Source organism: Azospirillum palustre, assembly GCF_002573965.1.
GTDB classification, from domain to species: domain Bacteria; phylum Pseudomonadota; class Alphaproteobacteria; order Azospirillales; family Azospirillaceae; genus Azospirillum; species Azospirillum palustre.
In genome coordinates this window covers 2,692,958-2,709,642 of sequence record NZ_PDKW01000043.1, presented here as the reverse complement: position 1 = coordinate 2,709,642, position 16,685 = coordinate 2,692,958, and the positions used below count along the sequence as shown (strand labels likewise).

Sequence of the window (16,685 nt, the reverse complement as noted above, 5' to 3'; positions counted from 1 at the left end):
AACCGTCGCCTGCGGGCGGTACCCCCGGCGGTCAGGAGCCCTGGCTGAGCGCTTCCGCCAGCGCGCGGTCCTGCGGGTTCTGGCCGACGACCAGCTGCATCGACTGGGTCGGCATGGAGATGCCCTGCTCGTCGAACTTCTTCTTCAGCAGGCGGTTGAACTCGCGGGTGACGCCCCACTGGCGGGTCGGGCGGGTCTTGAACTGGGCCAGGATGTTGATGCCGGTGTCGGACAGCTTGTCGACGCCCAGCACCTCCAGCGGGGTCAGGATGTCGGCGGCGAACTGCGGCTGGGCCTGCACCTCGGCGCCGGTCTCCTTCAGCGCGGCGATGATGCGGTCGGGATCCTCGCGGTTGGACACCGTGATGTTGAACAGGGTGACCGAGAAGTCCTTGCTCATGTTCTTCACGGTGGTGACGGCGCTGAACGGCACGGAATGGACCGCGCCCGCCCCGTCGCGCAGGCGGATCGAGCGGATGGAGATCGCCTCCACCGTGCCGGAATGGCCGCCGCCGACATCCACCACGTCGCCGACCGACACCGTGTCCTCGAACAGGATGAACAGGCCGGTGATGATGTCCTTGACCAGCGTCTGCGATCCGAAACCGATGGCCAGACCGACGACGCCGGCACCGGCCAGCAGCGGTGCTATGTTGACGCCAAGCTCCGACAGGGTGATCAGCGACACCATCGTCACCAGCAGGATCAGGAAGGCGTTGCGCAGCAGCGGCAGCAGCGTGCGCATGCGGGCGCTGCGTTCGATGCGGGTGCCGTTGCGGTCGGTGGTGCGCAGGAAATGCTCGATCAGCGCGCTCACCACCTCCCAGGCGACGATGGCGCCGGCCAGCAGCAGGCCGATCGAGATGGTGCTGCCGACGATGCGGCGGCCGGCGGTGGATTCCACCAGCCCCAGCGTGTCGATGCCCCAGCCGTTCAGCGCCGCCCCCAGCGCCACCAGCCAGATGATGGCCTTGCCGATGCGCTGGACGATGGGGAGATAGTGGAAGGCGCGGGTATGGAGCTGCGGCAGGTTGCCGGCCAGCTCGCGGTTCATGGTCAGGCCGCGGCGCAGCGTCCGGTTCAGCCCGGTCACCAGAAGCCGGGCCACAACCACCGCCACCACGGTCACCGCGGTGCCGCGGGCCAGGAATTCGAAGCCGCCATAGACGTTCAGCACCCAGACGCCCAGCGTCACCACGACATAGAGGATGGCCAGCACATGCCAGATCTCGGCGAAGCGGCGGCGCGCGGTGCGCAGGACCGCCCCCTGCCCTTCCGCCTCGCGCCGGGCGGTCGCCAGCGGGTCGCCGTCGCCCGACAGCGGGTTGCCGCGCATCCAGTCGGCGACGCCGACCCGGTTCTGCAGGATCAGCGCGATCAGCATGGCGGCGATCACCACGCCCAGCAGCTTCAGCAGCGCGCCGTAGGCGCCCAGCGGCAGGCCCAGCACATAGGCCCCCTCCGCCAGGAAATAGCCGTAGACCGCGACCGCGATCAGCCGGCGCGACCAGATGTAGCAGCGCTTCGCCCCGGCGTCGCTGGTGTGGACCATGCGCAGGTTGGGCGCGTCGGGCGCGAACAGCATCCGCACCAGGATCAGCAGCGCCTGGGTGATGACGGTGGCGTTCACCACCGCCAGCGCCACCAGCCGCACGCGCGGCGCCGGTTCGGTCACCGACAGGATGGTGTAGGCGACGACGATGAATCCCAGGATCGGCGCCAGTTCCAGCACCGCCCGGCCGAGCAGCATCGGGATGCGCAGCAGGGAGGAGCCGACGGGACGGGCGGCCATGGCATGGCGCGGCCGGCCGAGCAGCCAGCCGATGCCGCGCGCGGCCACCGCGCCGATGCCGAGGATCATCGCCAGCTGGATGGCGATCTGCACCCAGCGTTCGCGGGCGGTGTCGTCCTGCACCTGCCGCTGCACCCAGGACAGCGCCCCCGGCAGGTCGGAGAAGACGTTGGCGACCTGCACCAGCTGGCGGCTGACCACGTCCATCCGCGCCGCCAGGAAGGCCAGCGCGCGGGCGCCGAGGGTCTGCGGCAGCGCCGACTCGCCTTCCGCCTCCTTGGCCTGGGCGAGGCCGCGCTGGGCGGTGATCAGGTTGCGCAGCTGGGTGACCAGCTGGGTGCGCGCATCCTGGTTCTCCAGCGTGCCGACCAGCGCCTCCAGCTGCTGCACGGTCGCCTCGTCCACCACCACCGGAGCAGTGGCGGCGGGAGCGGCGGCCCCGGCAGCCGGAGCCGGAACGGCGCCGGCGGGCGCTGCCGAGGCGGCGAGCACAGGCGCTCCCGCCCCGGCGAGCAGGCCTGCGAGAAGCAGGACGGCCAGGCCGCCGGACAGGAGCCGACGCCAAGCGCTTGGCAGAGGGTTTGCGGCGGGCGTTGCGGACCGGATCATCGGCAATTCACTCGGGTGGTCTTTGACGGGGCGGCGACAAGGGTGGGCGGCGAAAACACGGCCGGCCGGCACCCTGGCGTGGAACTGTGGCTCCAATATGCCGGGCTCCGGGAAGTTAGTTCTCCCGCTTCCGCTTGCCAACCCGACTGTCTGTTCCTTTTTTTAGCGGGACCCCTGCCGGAAGCGGCGGAAACGGAGGACGAGCGATGAACGACACACCCAGCGGAGCGGACGCGACCGACCAGCCGGATCCCGGCCGGGAGGTGGGCCGGGAGGTGGGCCGGGAGGTTGAGCAGGAAGGCGCCGTCCGCGACAAGCTTGTCGCCACCAAGGAGCAATGGGCGCGCGATGGCCGTGCGCTCACCGGCCATGCTGCCGACCCGGCGCGCGACCGGCTGCCGCCCGGCCAGCGCCTGGTGACCGACTGGCCGGTGCTGGATCTCGGCATCACGCCGAAGGTGACGACGGCCAACTGGACGCTCGCGGTGGACGGGCTGGTGGAGAACCGGCTGTCGTGGAGCTGGGACGATTTCCAGGCCCAGCCGCAGGAGAGCTTCGTTTCCGACATCCACTGCGTCACCACCTGGTCGCGCTACGACAACCGGTGGGAGGGCGTCAGCGCCCGCCGCCTGCTGGAACTGGCCCGGCCGAAGCCGGAGGCGCGCTTCGTCGTCTTCCATTCCTTCGACGGCTACACCACCAACGTCGCCCTGTCGGACTTCGACGACGACGGCGTGCTGCTCGCCACCAATTGGGAAGGCCAGCCGATCAGCCGCGAGCATGGCGGCCCGGTGCGGATCATCCTGCCCAAGCTGTATCTGTGGAAGAGCGCCAAGTGGGTGAAGCGGATCGAACTGCTGGCCGGCGACCGCAAGGGCTATTGGGAGGTCCGCGGCTACAACAACCACGCCGACCCGTGGCTGGAGGAGCGCTATTCGGACTGAGGGGGGGCGGGGGCAAAGCCGCCAAGTCACTCGCCTGAACGCGAGGTGCTGGAGACGCAGGCAACAATCGACACGGATTTCACGGATTTTGACACGGATTTCACGGAACCGCCCGATTCAGCACGGTCCATCCCGGTCGCCATTCCTATGGATCGACGTCGCGGATACAGCCTGATCCGTGTAATCCATGTGGAAATCCGTGAAATTCGTGTTCTATGTTGCTTCCAACGGCGTGACGCCCGCCTTTCAGGCGAGCGCTCCAGCGACGCCGCACTTTCACCAAAAGCCACTTTCCCCTTGCGGGCGAAACCGTTAAGGTGCGGCGCAAGTGGCCCCGTAGCTCATCAGGATAGAGCGCGAGTTTCCTAAACTTGAGGCAGCAGGTTCGAGTCCTGCCGGGGTCACCACCACAAAAAATCGCGGTTCAGTGCGCGACGATGGCGCAGACCGCCGCCTTCGTCGCCTTGGCCAGATCGGCGGGCGCCAGCACGATCTGCAAGCCGCGCCGGCCGCCATTCACCACCATTTCCGGCAGCGCTTCGGCGCTCGCGTCGATGAAGGTCGGCAGCGCCTTCTTCTGGCCGAGCGGGCTGATGCCGCCGACCAGGAAGCCGGTGGTCTTTTCCGCCAGCGCCGGATCGGCCAGATCGGCCTTCTTCGCCTTCGCCGCCGCGGCGATGGCCTTCAAATCCAGCTTGGCCGCGACCGGAATGACGGCGCAGGCCAGCGCCTTGGGCTCCAGCTGGACGATCAGGGTCTTGTAGACGATGGCCGGGTCGAGACCGAGCGATTCGGCCGCGTGCAGGCCGATGGCGTCGGCCGACGGGTCGTACTCGTACTCCATCAGCCGGAAGGCGACGCCCGCCGCCTTCGCCGCATTGACCGCCGGGGTCACCTTCGCCGCCATGCTCCACACCGCCCGCTGAACAAAGTGCGGCGGGAGCTTGGCAGGCGGTGCAAGGGGTGTAAAGCCCTCTCCCCGACCGGAAAGAGGGAGACGCTCACTCCATCCCGCGCGACGACGGGTTGCCGATCATCGTCAGGAATTCGCGGCGGGTCGACGGGTCGGTGCGGAAGGCGCCCAGCATGCGGCTGGTCACCATGGTCACGCCGGTCTTGTGGATGCCGCGGGTCGTCATGCACTGGTGCTGCGCCTCGACCACCACGGCGACACCCTCGGGCTGGAGGACCTCGTCGATGGTGTTGGCGATCTGCGCCGTCATCTTCTCCTGGATTTGCAGGCGCTTGCCATAGGCCTCGACGAGGCGCGCCAGCTTGGAGATGCCGACGACGCGGCGGCGCGGCAGGTAGGCGACATGGGCCTTGCCGATGATCGGCACCATGTGGTGCTCGCAATAGGACTCGACCCGGATGTCGCGCAGCACGACCATCTCGTCGTAGCCGTCGGTCTCCTCGAAGGTGCGCGACAGGATCTCGACCGGGTCGATGCCGTAGCCGGCGAAGAACTCCTCATAGGAGCGGACGACGCGGTCCGGCGTGCCGACCAGCCCTTCGCGCGCCGGGTCGTCGCCGGCCCAGCGGATCAGGGTGCGCACGGCCTCCTCCGCCTCGGCGCGGGACGGGCGGGCAAGGGCGTCCGGCCGGGACAGGCCGGGACCGCGGAGCACGTTGTCGGCCGCCGGAGGTTTGGCGTGCGGGGTCTTTGTAACCGTCACGGGAACATCCTTTCCATAACTGATAACACGCCTTGCGTGGACCATCGGCCGTGAGCCGACGGCTGTCGCGCAACACGCCCATCCTGTCTGGCGTCACTCGGGTTTGCCGTCAGTACGGAGCCGATGGCTCGGCGGATCAACCGAACGGCCCGTAAGACGAAAAGGAATTGTCTAGAGCGGAGCGGCGGCGCCTGCCTTCCCGTTTCCGCCCGGTTTCTGTCGCCGGACGCCATTCGGAAGACCCTAATTAGGGTCCCGCCTATGACCTTCAAGCGATGGACAAAGTACGGGCAGCCATGCGGCTTGTCAAAGCCGCGTGTTGAATTCTTCCAATAACCACACACATTCTATTGTATTATTCGCCCGCGTCTGCTTTTTGCAGCCGGTTCACGGATCAGTTCAGCTGCATCGGCTGGTGCGGGCTGTCCAGCGAGAAGGCCGGGATCGTCACGTCGAAGGCGCGTCCGTCCTCACCCTCCATGCCGTAGGTTCCGGCCATGATGCCGGACGGCGTGCCGAGCGGGGTGCCGCTGGTGTATTCGAAATGGTCGCCCGGCTCCAGCACCGGCTGTTCGCCGACGACGCCGGGCCCCCGCACCTCCTGCACGCGGCCCATGGCGTCGGTGATGCGCCAGTGGCGGGTGCGCAGCTGCACCGTCTCCTCGCCCTCATTCTCGATGCGGACGTGATACGCCCAGACGAAGCGTCCCTCCGCCGGGGACGACTGGTCCTCCAGGAACACGGGCTGGACGGTGACGCGGATGTCGTGGGTGACGGCGGTATACATGGCAGACGATCCGATGGGCGGCGCCGGCCGGGAAACGGGCCGGCGGCTGGGGGGTCCGGGTAGCCGGGCGGTGCTGGACGGCAGAATAAGGTTCCCCCTCCGCACTGTCCAGAACCGGTCCGGACAATCCTGCGACACGACCGTATGGGGCCCGCATCCAGGTGGATACAGTCATGCATCGCTTCAGGGTCTCCACGGTCTTGCGACGGGGGGGCGACGATGATATATGCGCAAGTCCCAGCAACGGCCGAAGAGCCTTGTCCATGTCTCGTTCGCACGCCCTTCGCATCCGACGACGGAGCCTCGCACCGCGCATTGCGGTTGCGGCCGTCCTTGGGTCGCGTGCGAACGCCAAAGGCACATCGGGGACCTGACACCCCCGGCCTTCCGGCGGCGGCGCGATCCGCCCTTCAGAAGCCTTCTGAGAAGACCTTCTTCCCGCCGGGAGCCCCACCTGATGATCATCACCGTCGAAGAGCCGAAGCACGCCGCCGCCATCGAAGCCCTGCTGGACGCCTCCTTCGGTCCGGACCGCTTCAACAAGACCGCCTACCGGCTGCGCGACGGCGTCGACTCCATCCCCGCCCTGAACCTCGTCGCCATCGAGCATGACGAGCATGGCCGCGAGGTGGTGGTGGGCACCATCCGCTACTGGCCGATCCTGGTCGGCGGCGCCACCCCGTCCATCCTGCTCGGCCCCATCGCGGTCGCCGCCCATCTCCAGGGCAGCGGGCTGGGCAGCAAGATGATCCGGATGAGCCTGAACAAGGCGGTGGCGCTGGGCCACAAGTCGGTGATCCTGGTCGGCGACGCCCCCTATTACGAGCGGTTCGGCTTCTCCCGCGCCCTGACGCTGGGCATGGAGATGCCGGGTCCGGTCGACATGAGCCGGCTGTTGGGGCTGGAGCTGGTCGAAGGCGCGCTGACCGGTGCCGCCGGCATGATCGGCAAGCCCGGGCAGGCCGACGCGCAGGAGAGCGAGGCCGGCGCCACGCCGGTGCTCGGCCCGGTCCTGGCCACGTCTATCGACCTGCCGGCGGGAGACACCCCCGTCCCTTTCAGCGCCCTGTTCGGCCGGACGGCGGCGGAGCGACTTTGGACTGACCGGGTGCGCCGGACCGACTGGTTCTGGCGCGACGGCCTCCAGGCCGGGGCGGCGTGACGGTTCCGGATCGCGGAAACGGCTTGTTGTGCGAAATGGAGCGGGGCGAAGCGGGATTGACTCGATTCGCCCCGCACGCGATACCATCTTTTCAGGAGCGACGCCGGACCGACGGCGTGCCGCGCGCCACGCAGAACCGTGAGCGCGCTATTCGTTTTTGTTCCAAGCGGAAGGGTGCGGGTTGACCAAGAAGCTGTTCATCAAGACCTGGGGCTGCCAGATGAACGTGTACGACTCCGCCCGCATGGTGGACGTCCTGGCACCGCTGGGCTACCGACCGGTCGATGAGCCGGACGGCGCCGACATGGTGATCCTGAACACCTGCCACATCCGCGAGAAGGCCGCCGAAAAGGTCTTCTCCGAGCTGGGCCGGCTGCGCCAGCTGAAGGACCGCAAGGCGGAGGCCGAGGACGGCCGGATGATCCTGGCGGTCGCCGGCTGCGTCGCCCAGGCCGAGGGCGAGGAGATCGTCGCCCGCGCCCCCTTCGTCGACATGGTCTTCGGCCCGCAGACCTACCACACCCTGCCGGAGATGGTGGCGAAGGCCAGCCGTGCCGCCGGCAGCGTGCTGAACACCGATTTCCCGGCCGAATCCAAGTTCGACCTCCTGCCGGAGGAAGCAGGATCCCAAGGCGTCGCCGCCTTCCTGGCGGTGCAGGAGGGCTGCGACAAGTTCTGCACCTTCTGCGTCGTGCCCTACACCCGCGGCGCCGAGTTCTCCCGCCCCGCCGGCCAGATCCTGGCCGAGGCGAAGCGGCTGGTCGCCGGCGGCACGCGCGAGATCACCCTGCTGGGCCAGAACGTCAACGCCTGGCACGGCGACGGGCCGGATGGTGCGACCTGGGGTCTCGGCCGGCTGATCCGCGCACTGGCGGAGATCGACGGGCTGGCGCGCATCCGCTACACCACCTCGCACCCGCGCGACATGGCCGACGACCTGATCCGCGCCCATGCCGAGGTGCCGCAGCTGATGCCCTACCTGCATCTGCCGGTGCAGGCCGGCTCCGACCGCATCCTGGCGGCGATGAACCGCAAGCACAGCGCCGACGACTACCGCCGGCTGGTCGACCGGCTGCGCGACGCCAAGCCCGATCTGGCGATGTCCGGCGACTTCATCGTCGGCTTCCCCGGCGAGACCGACGCCGATTTCGCCCAGACGCTGAAGCTGGTCACCGAGATCGGCTATGCCCAGGCCTATTCCTTCAAATACAGCTCGCGTCCCGGCACTCCGGCCGCGGTCGAGGGCGCCCAGCTGCCGGACGCGGTGAAGGAGGCGCGGCTGGAGGCGCTGCGCCAGCTGCTGGACGCCCAGCAGATCGCCTTCAACCACGGCTTCGTCGGCCGCAGCGTGCCCGTCCTGTTCGACCGCGTCGGCCGCCGCGACGGCCAGCTGCTCGGCCGCAGCCCGTGGATGCAGTCGGTCCATGCCGAGGCGGACGAACGGCTGCTCGGCCGCATCGTCGAGGTGCGGGTCGACGCCGCGCGGGCCAACAGCCTCGCCGGCACCGTGGTGACCGGCGAGTACGTCACCGCCTCTTCCTTCCAGCCTGCCGTAACCTTGGAGGCCAGCGCTTGAACGGTCTGCCCGAACGGCGCATCGACGTTCAATTCGATGACAACCGTCTTCTGCCGATGCTGTACGGGGAGCATGACCGCCACCTCGCCCGCATCGAATCGCTTCTCGGCGTGTCGCTGATCTCCCGCGGCAACACCCTGACCATCTCCGGCCCGTCGGACGCCGCAGAAACGGCGCGGACGGCGCTGAACGGCCTGTATGGCCGGCTGACCCGCGGCCAGACCATCGACGGCGGCGAGGTCGACGGCGCCGTCCGCATGGCGACCGCCGAGGCCGGTTTCGCTGGCGTCGCTGGCGGCGAGGAGCCGCGTGCGCCCGGCCCGCAGGCGACCATCACCCGCGCCGAGATCGCGCTGCGCACCCGCCGCCGCGGCCCGATCACGCCGCGCACCCCGACCCAGGCCGCCTATCTCCAGGCCCTGGCGGAGAGCGAGCTGGTCTTCGGGCTCGGCCCTGCCGGCACCGGCAAGACCTATCTGGCGGTGGCGCAGGCGGTGGCGCTGCTGACCACCGGCCAGGTCGACCGCATCGTGCTGTCGCGCCCGGCGGTCGAGGCCGGCGAGCGGCTGGGCTTCCTGCCCGGCGACCTGAAGGAAAAGGTCGATCCTTACCTGCGCCCGCTCTACGACGCGCTGCACGACATGCTGCCGGCCGAGCAGGTCAAGAAGCGGCTGGAGTCCGGCGAGATCGAGATCGCGCCGCTGGCCTTCATGCGCGGCCGGACGCTGGGCAACGCCTTCGTCATCCTCGACGAGGCGCAGAACACCACGCCGATGCAGATGAAGATGTTCCTCACGCGGCTGGGCGAAGGCGGGCGGATGGTCATCACCGGCGACATCTCGCAGATCGACCTGCCGACCGGCACCCGGTCCGGCCTGCGCGACGCGCTGGACATCCTGGGCGGGGTGGAGGGCGTGCGCTTCGTCCGCTTCACCGACGCCGACGTGGTCCGCCACCCGATGGTGGCCCGCATCATCCGCGCCTATGACCAGGCCGATGCCCGCGAGGCGGAGCGCAGGCAGGCCCGCCGCACCAACGCCGCGCCGGCCGGTTACGCATCCGAAACGACCGGCAGAGATGCTGGGATCGTTGGAGAACCGGAATGACCACTTCGGTCGATATCGCTGTTTCACGTGAAGCCGGCGCCTGGGCCGAGGATGCCGAGTGGCTGGCCGAGCGCGCGGCACTCGCCGCACTGGCTGCCGCCTATGACGACGAGGAGGGCCCGGCCGAGCTGTCGGTCGTGCTTGCCGACGACGAACTGGTCCACCGCCTGAACCGCGAGTATCGCGGCAAGGACAAGCCGACCAACGTCCTGTCCTTCGCCCTGACCGAGGCGGAGGAACCGGAAGCGCAGGAGGGCGTGCCGGTGATGCTGGGCGACGTCATCCTCGCCTATGAAACGGTTGCACGCGAAGCCGCCGAACAGCGGAAAAGCTTCAACGACCACATGACTCACCTTGTGATGCATGGCGTTCTGCATCTGCTGGGGTATGATCACGAGACGGACGACGAGGCCGAGGAGATGGAGGCGCTGGAAACCCGGTTGCTCGCCACGCTCGGAATCGCCGATCCTTACGCTGCCAACCACCAACCGCCGGACCGATGAGCGAAATATCCGACAGTCGCACGCCCCGTGATGACAACGGGGCCGAAGACCATTCCCTGGGCCACCTGTTCAAGGGGTGGCTCCGCACCGTCTGGGGCGGCCGCGAGGACACATCCCTGCGCGGCACCATCGAAGAGCTGATCTCCGGCCTGGACGATGCGGCCAGCGAGGACGGCGAGGATTCGCTGGGAACCGGCGAGCGGGCGCTGCTGACCAACATCCTGAAGCTGCGCGACCGCACCGTCGCCGACGTCATGGTGCCGCGCGCCGACATCATCGCCGTCGACATCGACACCCCCTTCCCGGCATTGGTCCAGCGCGTCGCCGAGGAAGGCCATTCCCGCCTGCCGGTGTTCCGCGAGACCCTGGACGACGTGGTCGGCATCATCCACATCAAGGATGTGATGACCCTGATGGCCAAGCAGGCCATCTCCGCCGAGGGGCTTCTTCAGAAGCCGGACCTGAGCGGCATCATCCGCGAGGCGAAGATCGTCGCCCCCTCCATGCATGTGCTCGACCTGCTGGTGCAGATGCGCCAGACCCGCCAGCACATGGCGCTGGTGGTGGACGAGTTCGGCGGCATCGACGGCCTCGTCACCATCGAGGATCTGGTCGAGGAGATCGTCGGCGAGATCGAGGACGAGCATGACGAGGCCGCGGCGCCGCGGCTGGTCGAACGTCCCGACGGCAGCCTGATCGCCGACGCCCGCCTGCCCATCGAGGATTTCGAGGTCCGGGTCGGCCCGGTGCTGACCGAGGAGGAGCGCGAGGACATCGACACGCTCGGCGGTCTGGTCGTCTCCATCGCCGGCCGCGTGCCGGGGCTGGGCGAACGGCTGGTCCACCCCTCGGGCCTGGAGTTCGAGATCGTCGACGCCGATTCCCGCCGGCTGAAGCGCCTGCGCGTCCACAACGTGCCGGCCAACAGCGTGGAGCTTGCGGAGACGGCCTGAAGACTGGGTGGGGGCGGCCTCCCCACCCCCACAACACAGCCCCGCCCACAAGGACCTTGGCACCCCTGCCCGGCAGCATTACCTATGGCGCCGCCCGCCTTGCCGCTGCCGGAGTTTCCGCCTTGACCGCCACCGACACCCTGCCCGTCCCGGCCAAGCTGGGCCGCGTTTCCGCGCGGCTGGCCGCGCTGACCGGCTGGCGCCGGCTGGCCGCCGCGATGCTGCTGGGCGGGTTCGCCACGCTGGCGCTGCCGCCGGCCGACCTGATGCCGGTCGTGCTGGTGGCCTTTCCCGGCCTGATCTGGCTGCTGGACGGGGCGGAGACCAAAAAGAGCGCCTTCGCCGTCGGCTGGTTCTTCGGTTTCGGCCACCACCTGCTGGGGCTCTACTGGATCAGCGCCGCGCTGTTCACCGACATCGACCGCTTCTGGTGGGCGCTGCCGCTGTCGGCGGTCGGCCTGCCGGTCGTGCTGGCGATGTTCAGCGGCGGCGCCACCCTGACCTTCCAACTGCTGCGCCGGCGCGGCTTCGGCGCCGGGCTCGGTCGCCCGCTGCTGTTCGCCGCCTGCTGGTGCCTGTGGGAATGGCTGCGCGGCCATGTCTTCACCGGCTTCCCCTGGAACCTGATCGGCTATGGCTGGGTCGGGGTGCTGCCGGTTTTGCAGACCGCCTCGCTGGTCGGCATCTATGGCCTGACGCTGGTGACGGTGCTGGTGGCGTCGCTGCCGGCCGCCCTGCCCGACCGCGACACCACGCCCGGCCGGGCCGGCGCCGCCGTCGCCGCCGGCCTGGCGCTGCTGGCGGTCCTCGGCGGCTGGGGAGCGTGGCGGCTGGCCGGTGCGGTCGACGAACCGGTGCCGGGGGTGCGGCTGCGGCTGGTCCAGGCGGCGATCGACCAGCGGCTGAAATGGGCGCCCGGCGAACGGGTGCAGAATTTCCAGAGCCATCTCGCTTTGTCCGCCGCCGCCCCGGCCGATCCCTCCACCCCGCCGCCCAACGTCATCATCTGGCCGGAAACCGCCGTGCCCTTCTTCATCGAGGACGATGCGCGGGTGCGGCAGGCCCTGGCCTCGGTCACGCCGTCCGGCGGGCTGCTGATCACCGGAGCCCCGCGGACGACGGTGGATGCCGACGGCGAGCGCCGCTATTTCAACGGCATGGTGGCGGTGGACGGCAGCGGCGCCGCGGTCGCCGACTACGACAAGTTCCACCTCGTCCCCTTCGGCGAATATATGCCGCTGCGGCGATGGCTGCCGGTCGACCCCATCGCCGGCAACGGGGCGGAGTTCTCCGCCGGTCCCGGCCCGCGCACCCTGCATCTGGGCGACCGCGTGGCGGGCCTGCCGCCTTTCAGCCCGCTGATCTGCTACGAGAGCATCTTCCCCGGCGCGGTGGTCGATGCCGCCGACCGGCCGCAATGGCTGCTGAACCTGACCAACGACGCCTGGTACGGCCGCACCGCCGGTCCGCACCAGCATTTCGCCATCAATCAGGTGCGCGCCGTCGAGGAAGGGCTGCCGCTCGTCCGGGTGGCGAATACGGGAATATCCGGGGTGGTGGATTCCTACGGTCGTGTGCGACAATTGCTCGGTCTGGGTGAGCGTGGCTTCATCGACACCACGTTGCCGAAAGCTTCATCTGGCGTTACAGCCTATGCCCGTATGGGCGACTGGATTTTCGGCATAGTGCTTCTAGGCTGTTTCATGGCGGCCTTGGCTTCGCGATATCACCGATGACGCTGCAATACGGGCATTCTGCCCGCCACAGGCAGAACAAATTCGTGTAACCGGCATGACCGGAGCGGGCTTGACTGCATACGTGGATATGTCGTAACTAGGTTGCACAACCGTTACAGGGATAAACGAGATGCAGACTGAAACTGGAGCGCCGCGCGGGCGCCGTGCGGGTGCGGGCCGTCCGAAGACCGGAAAGCCGAATCCCATCGATGTCCATGTCGGATCCCGCGTCCGTCTCCGCCGCACCCTTCTCGGCATGAGCCAGGAAAAGTTGGGCGAGGCCATCGGTCTGACCTTCCAGCAGGTGCAGAAGTACGAGCGCGGCGCCAACCGCATCGGCGCATCGCGCCTGTTCGATCTCAGCCGCGTGCTGGACGTGCCGGTGTCCTTCTTCTTCGACGACATGCCGGCCGATGCCGCCAATGCCCGCGTCGAGGACGACGACGAGGCGGGTGGCTCGGAAGAGCGGTCGGCCAGCACCTACGAGCCCGATCCGATGGCCAAGCGCGAGACGCTGGAACTGGTCCGCGCCTATTACAAGATCAGCGATCCGTCGGTGCGCAAGCGCCTGTTCGAGCTGACCAAGGCAGTGGCCAGCGCCGCCGTGGCGGAAGCCGCCGCGGAGTAAGTTGCGGCGGTACGTTGCGGCAGTGACCCACGCCAGCAATTCACCGCGGCAATCGGCGGCGGCAACGGGGAGCGGCAAACTGGGGGCGTTGGGCTCCCGGCAGCACCTCCTGCCGGTTGTCCGCGGCCTGCGACACCCACCGAACGGGGAAGATGCGGCGCGACCGTATCCACCCCCTTCGTGTGGTGCCTGCGATGATAGGCCCAAGGCCTTACCGCCGGTAGGCTTCTTGACCCCGGCCCGAAACCTTGTCAAAACCGGATTTGGATCGGTGTCTGCGGCCGCTGTACCGGTCTGCCGTTTCGGCTCATGAAATAGCGTGCCGCCGAATGCCGAGGTTTCCCGTGGCAAAGTTGAACTACGTCTTCACCAGCGAGTCCGTGTCGGAGGGTCATCCCGACAAGGTCTGCGACCGCATTTCCGACGCCATCGTCGATCTCTACCTCTCGCACGACCCGCAGGCCCGCGTGGCCGTGGAGACCCTGGCGACCACCAACCAGGTGGTGCTGGCCGGCGAGGTTCGCGGCCCCGACAGCATCAAGGCCGACCAGCTGGTCGCAGCCGCCCGTGCCGCGGTGAAGGACATCGGCTACGAGCAGGACGGCTTCCACTGGGAGAAGATGGACGTCAAGTGCTTCGTCCATTCCCAGTCCGCCGACATCGCGGTCGGCGTCGACGCCGCGGGCAACAAGGACGAGGGTGCCGGCGACCAGGGCATCATGTTCGGCTATGCCTGCCGCGAGACCCCGGCCCTGATGCCGGCGCCGATCTACTACAGCCACGCCATCCTGAAGTCGCTGGCCGAGGCGCGCCATTCCGGCGCCGCCCCGCAGTTGGGCCCGGACGCCAAGAGCCAGGTCACCCTGCAGTACATCGACGGCCGCCCGACCCGCGCCACCGCCATCGTGCTGTCGACCCAGCATGCCGAGGGGCTGGACCAGGACGCGGTGCGCGAGATCGTCCTGCCGCACATCGTCAACTGCCTGCCGGAAGGCTGGATGTGCGACGACAGGAACCTGTACGTCAACCCGACCGGCCGCTTCGTCATCGGCGGCCCGGACGGTGACGCCGGCCTGACCGGCCGCAAGATCATCGTCGACACCTACGGCGGTGCGGCCCCGCACGGCGGCGGCGCCTTCTCCGGCAAGGATCCGACCAAGGTCGACCGCTCGGCCGCCTACGCCGCCCGCTACCTCGCCAAGAACGTCGTCGCGGCGGAACTGGCGGACAAGTGCACGATCCAGGTCTCCTACGCCATCGGCGTGTCGAAGCCGCTGTCGGTCTATGTCGACACCCACGGCACCGGCAACGTCGACGAGGACCGTCTGTCCGACATCCTCCAGCAGCTGGTCGACCTCAGCCCGCGCGGCATCCGCACGCATCTCGGCCTGAACAAGCCGATCTACGCCCGCACCGCCGCCTACGGCCATTTCGGCCGCGAGCCCGAGGTGGACGGCGGCTTCTCGTGGGAGAAGACCGATCTGGTCGAGGCCCTGCGCGGCGCCTTCTGACCGCCCAGACCGGCGGATCGCCAGACATGAAATGAGGCGGCGGAGGCTGGAAACGGCCTCCGCCGCCTTTTTGTGTAAGCCCTTTTCCTGCCGGTGCCGCTCTTCGAACCGCATCGGCCGCCATGATCGACAGCCCATAATCGACAGCCCATAACCGACAGCCGATGACCGACAGCAAAACCGACCGACCGACTGACGACGCTCCGCAGAGCGAAACCGGAAACCGGCTGTTCGGCCGGCGCAAGGGCCGCCCCCTGCGCAAGCGCCGGACGAGCCTGATCGAGGATCTGCTGCCGCAGCTCCAGATCACGGTGCCGAAATCCGGCGACGGCCCGACACCGGGATCTTGGGACCCCGCCAGCCTGTTCGACACGCCGAAACGCGAGATCTGGCTGGAGGTCGGCTTCGGCATGGGCCATCACCTCGCCTGGCAGGCCAAGCACAACCCGGATGTCGGCATCGTCGGCGCCGAACCCTTCCTCAACGGCATCGCCGGCCTCCTGGGGATGATCGACGACGACGATCTCGGCAACGTGCGCATCCATCCCGACGATGCCCGGCCGCTGCTGGACGCCCTGCCCGACGCCTCGGTCGGCCGCGCCTTCGTGCTGTTCGCCGACCCCTGGCCGAAGAAGCGCCATGCCGACCGCCGCTTCATCGGGCCGGAGAACCTGCCGCGGCTGGCCCGCGTGCTGAAGGACGGCGCCGAGCTGCGCCTGGCCAGCGACGACATGGGCCTGGTGCGCTGGATGCTCGACCATACGGTGAAGCATCCCGATTTCGAATGGACGGCGCGCCGCCCGTCCGACTGGCGGATCCGCCCCGACGACTGGCCGGCGACGCGCTATGAGGAAAAGGCCATTGCCGCCGGTCGCAAGCCGGTCTTCCTGCGCTTCGTCCGCCGCCCGCGGGGGTGACGCATACCCGTTCCGCTTGAGAATCCGGGCCGCGACGACGATCGGTCCCGAAAAGGCTTGCGGCATCGGCCGGAATGACTATATTCAGCCTCTGAGAACCCATACGGATCGGCGGCCCGGGCAACCGGGCCGGCGAGACGCTTTGCGGGTGGGCTTTTGCCCACTTATTTTTTTATGAGCGTGTGGAAGCACGCGCTTGTTGAACCTTCTGTTGTGGAAACCTCGTCCGGTTCGATCCCGGCCGCAGGCTTTGGGTCAGGTGGAATGGACGCTACAGGTCGCATCGAACAGATCATCACGCCGTCGGTCGAAGCCATGGGCTATGAGGTCGTGCGCGTTCAGATCTCCGGCGGCCAGCGGTCGATACTCCAGATCATGGCGGAGCGCGCCGACGGCGCGCCCATGACTGTCGAGGATTGCGCCGACATCAGCCGCTCCGTTTCGGCCCTGCTGGACGTGGAAGACCCGATCCGCGAGGCCTACACGCTGGAAGTCAGCTCGCCCGGCATCGACCGGCCGCTGACCCGGCTCAAGGATTTCGAGCGCTTCGCCGGCTTCGAAGCCCGGCTGGAAAGCCGCATGGCCATCGACGGCCGCAAGCGTTTCAAGGGCATGCTGAAGGGCGTCGAGGACGGCCTCGTGTGCGTCGACACCGAACAGGGACCCGCCCGGCTGGAGTTCGACAACATCCTGCGCGCCAAGCTGGTGCTGACGGACGAGCTGATCCGCGCCAGCCAGGAACAGCAGGAGGGCCTGGAGCACTGACGGCCCGGTCCGCCAGGACG

General features: G+C 68.4%; 15 protein-coding genes and 1 tRNA gene. 12 read left to right on the top strand and 4 right to left on the bottom strand.

Translation table 11 applies throughout. The features are described 5' to 3' along the window. Window positions 1-31 precede the first annotated feature (31 nt). Window positions 32-2,284 carry a mechanosensitive ion channel domain-containing protein gene (locus CRT60_RS35100; RefSeq protein ID WP_244592914.1) on the bottom strand — a complete coding sequence of 751 codons (2,253 nt, stop codon included), beginning with the start codon at window positions 2,282-2,284 and terminating at the stop codon, window positions 32-34. A 323-nt stretch (window positions 2,285-2,607) separates the two neighbouring features. Between CRT60_RS35100 and CRT60_RS35095 the strand changes: the two genes are divergently transcribed. Beyond that, window positions 2,608-3,345: a sulfite oxidase-like oxidoreductase gene (locus CRT60_RS35095; RefSeq protein ID WP_244592913.1), complete on the top strand. Its 738-nt coding sequence runs from the start codon at window positions 2,608-2,610 to the stop codon at window positions 3,343-3,345. 330 nt (window positions 3,346-3,675) lie between these two features. Then, window positions 3,676-3,752, top strand: a tRNA-Arg gene (locus CRT60_RS35090). A 17-nt stretch (window positions 3,753-3,769) separates the two neighbouring features. On the opposite strand, the gene ybaK is transcribed toward CRT60_RS35090, so the two are convergent. The 3 genes from ybaK to apaG form a co-directional block, all read right to left on the bottom strand. Beyond that, window positions 3,770-4,252, bottom strand: a complete 483-nt coding sequence (gene ybaK / locus CRT60_RS35085) for a Cys-tRNA(Pro) deacylase (RefSeq protein ID WP_193548476.1) — start codon at window positions 4,250-4,252, stop codon at window positions 3,770-3,772. A 94-nt stretch (window positions 4,253-4,346) separates the two neighbouring features. Next, window positions 4,347-5,021: a GTP cyclohydrolase I FolE gene (gene folE / locus CRT60_RS35080; protein WP_244592912.1), complete on the bottom strand. Its 675-nt coding sequence runs from the start codon at window positions 5,019-5,021 to the stop codon at window positions 4,347-4,349. A 394-nt stretch (window positions 5,022-5,415) separates the two neighbouring features. After that, window positions 5,416-5,808 carry a Co2+/Mg2+ efflux protein ApaG gene (gene apaG, locus CRT60_RS35075; RefSeq protein WP_098740939.1) on the bottom strand — a complete coding sequence of 131 codons (393 nt, stop codon included), beginning with the start codon at window positions 5,806-5,808 and terminating at the stop codon, window positions 5,416-5,418. Window positions 5,809-6,265: 457 nt separating this feature from the next. On the opposite strand from apaG, the gene CRT60_RS35070 reads away from it, so the two are divergent. From CRT60_RS35070 to rimP, 10 genes are all read left to right on the top strand, one after another. Then, window positions 6,266-6,970: a GNAT family N-acetyltransferase gene (locus CRT60_RS35070; RefSeq protein WP_098740938.1), complete on the top strand. Its 705-nt coding sequence runs from the start codon at window positions 6,266-6,268 to the stop codon at window positions 6,968-6,970. Window positions 6,971-7,151: 181 nt separating this feature from the next. Next, entirely contained in the window at window positions 7,152-8,546 is a 1,395-nt protein-coding gene (miaB, locus tag CRT60_RS35065; RefSeq protein WP_098740937.1) for a tRNA (N6-isopentenyl adenosine(37)-C2)-methylthiotransferase MiaB, read from the top strand. After that, complete coding sequence (locus CRT60_RS35060) at window positions 8,543-9,652, top strand: PhoH family protein (RefSeq protein WP_098740936.1); 1,110 nt, start codon at window positions 8,543-8,545, stop codon at window positions 9,650-9,652. Before miaB ends, CRT60_RS35060 begins: the two co-directional genes overlap by 4 nt. Next, the gene (ybeY, locus tag CRT60_RS35055; protein WP_098740935.1) at window positions 9,649-10,155 is read left to right on the top strand and encodes an rRNA maturation RNase YbeY; all 507 of its coding nucleotides are present in this window, start codon (window positions 9,649-9,651) and stop codon (window positions 10,153-10,155) included. Before CRT60_RS35060 ends, ybeY begins: the two co-directional genes overlap by 4 nt. After that, entirely contained in the window at window positions 10,152-11,108 is a 957-nt protein-coding gene (locus CRT60_RS35050; RefSeq protein ID WP_098740934.1) for a hemolysin family protein, read from the top strand. The genes ybeY and CRT60_RS35050 overlap by 4 nt, the downstream gene beginning before the upstream one ends. A gap of 122 nt (window positions 11,109-11,230) precedes the next feature. Then, window positions 11,231-12,844, top strand: coding sequence for an apolipoprotein N-acyltransferase (gene lnt, locus CRT60_RS35045; RefSeq protein ID WP_098740933.1), 1,614 nt, complete (start codon window positions 11,231-11,233; stop codon window positions 12,842-12,844). Between the two features lie 130 nt (window positions 12,845-12,974). Further along, entirely contained in the window at window positions 12,975-13,472 is a 498-nt protein-coding gene (locus tag CRT60_RS35040; RefSeq protein ID WP_098740932.1) for a helix-turn-helix domain-containing protein, read from the top strand. 329 nt (window positions 13,473-13,801) lie between these two features. Next, window positions 13,802-14,983 (top strand): methionine adenosyltransferase, encoded by a 1,182-nt coding sequence (gene metK / locus CRT60_RS35035; protein WP_425290426.1) that lies wholly within the window; start codon window positions 13,802-13,804, stop codon window positions 14,981-14,983. A 164-nt stretch (window positions 14,984-15,147) separates the two neighbouring features. Further along, on the top strand, window positions 15,148-15,900 hold the full coding sequence (gene trmB, locus CRT60_RS35030; protein WP_098740930.1) for a tRNA (guanine(46)-N(7))-methyltransferase TrmB: 753 nt from the start codon (window positions 15,148-15,150) through the stop codon (window positions 15,898-15,900). Between the two features lie 264 nt (window positions 15,901-16,164). After that, a complete protein-coding gene (rimP, locus tag CRT60_RS35025; RefSeq protein WP_098740929.1) occupies window positions 16,165-16,665 on the top strand; it encodes a ribosome maturation factor RimP in 501 nt (166 codons plus the stop codon). The last annotated feature ends 20 nt before the right edge of the window (window positions 16,666-16,685 follow it).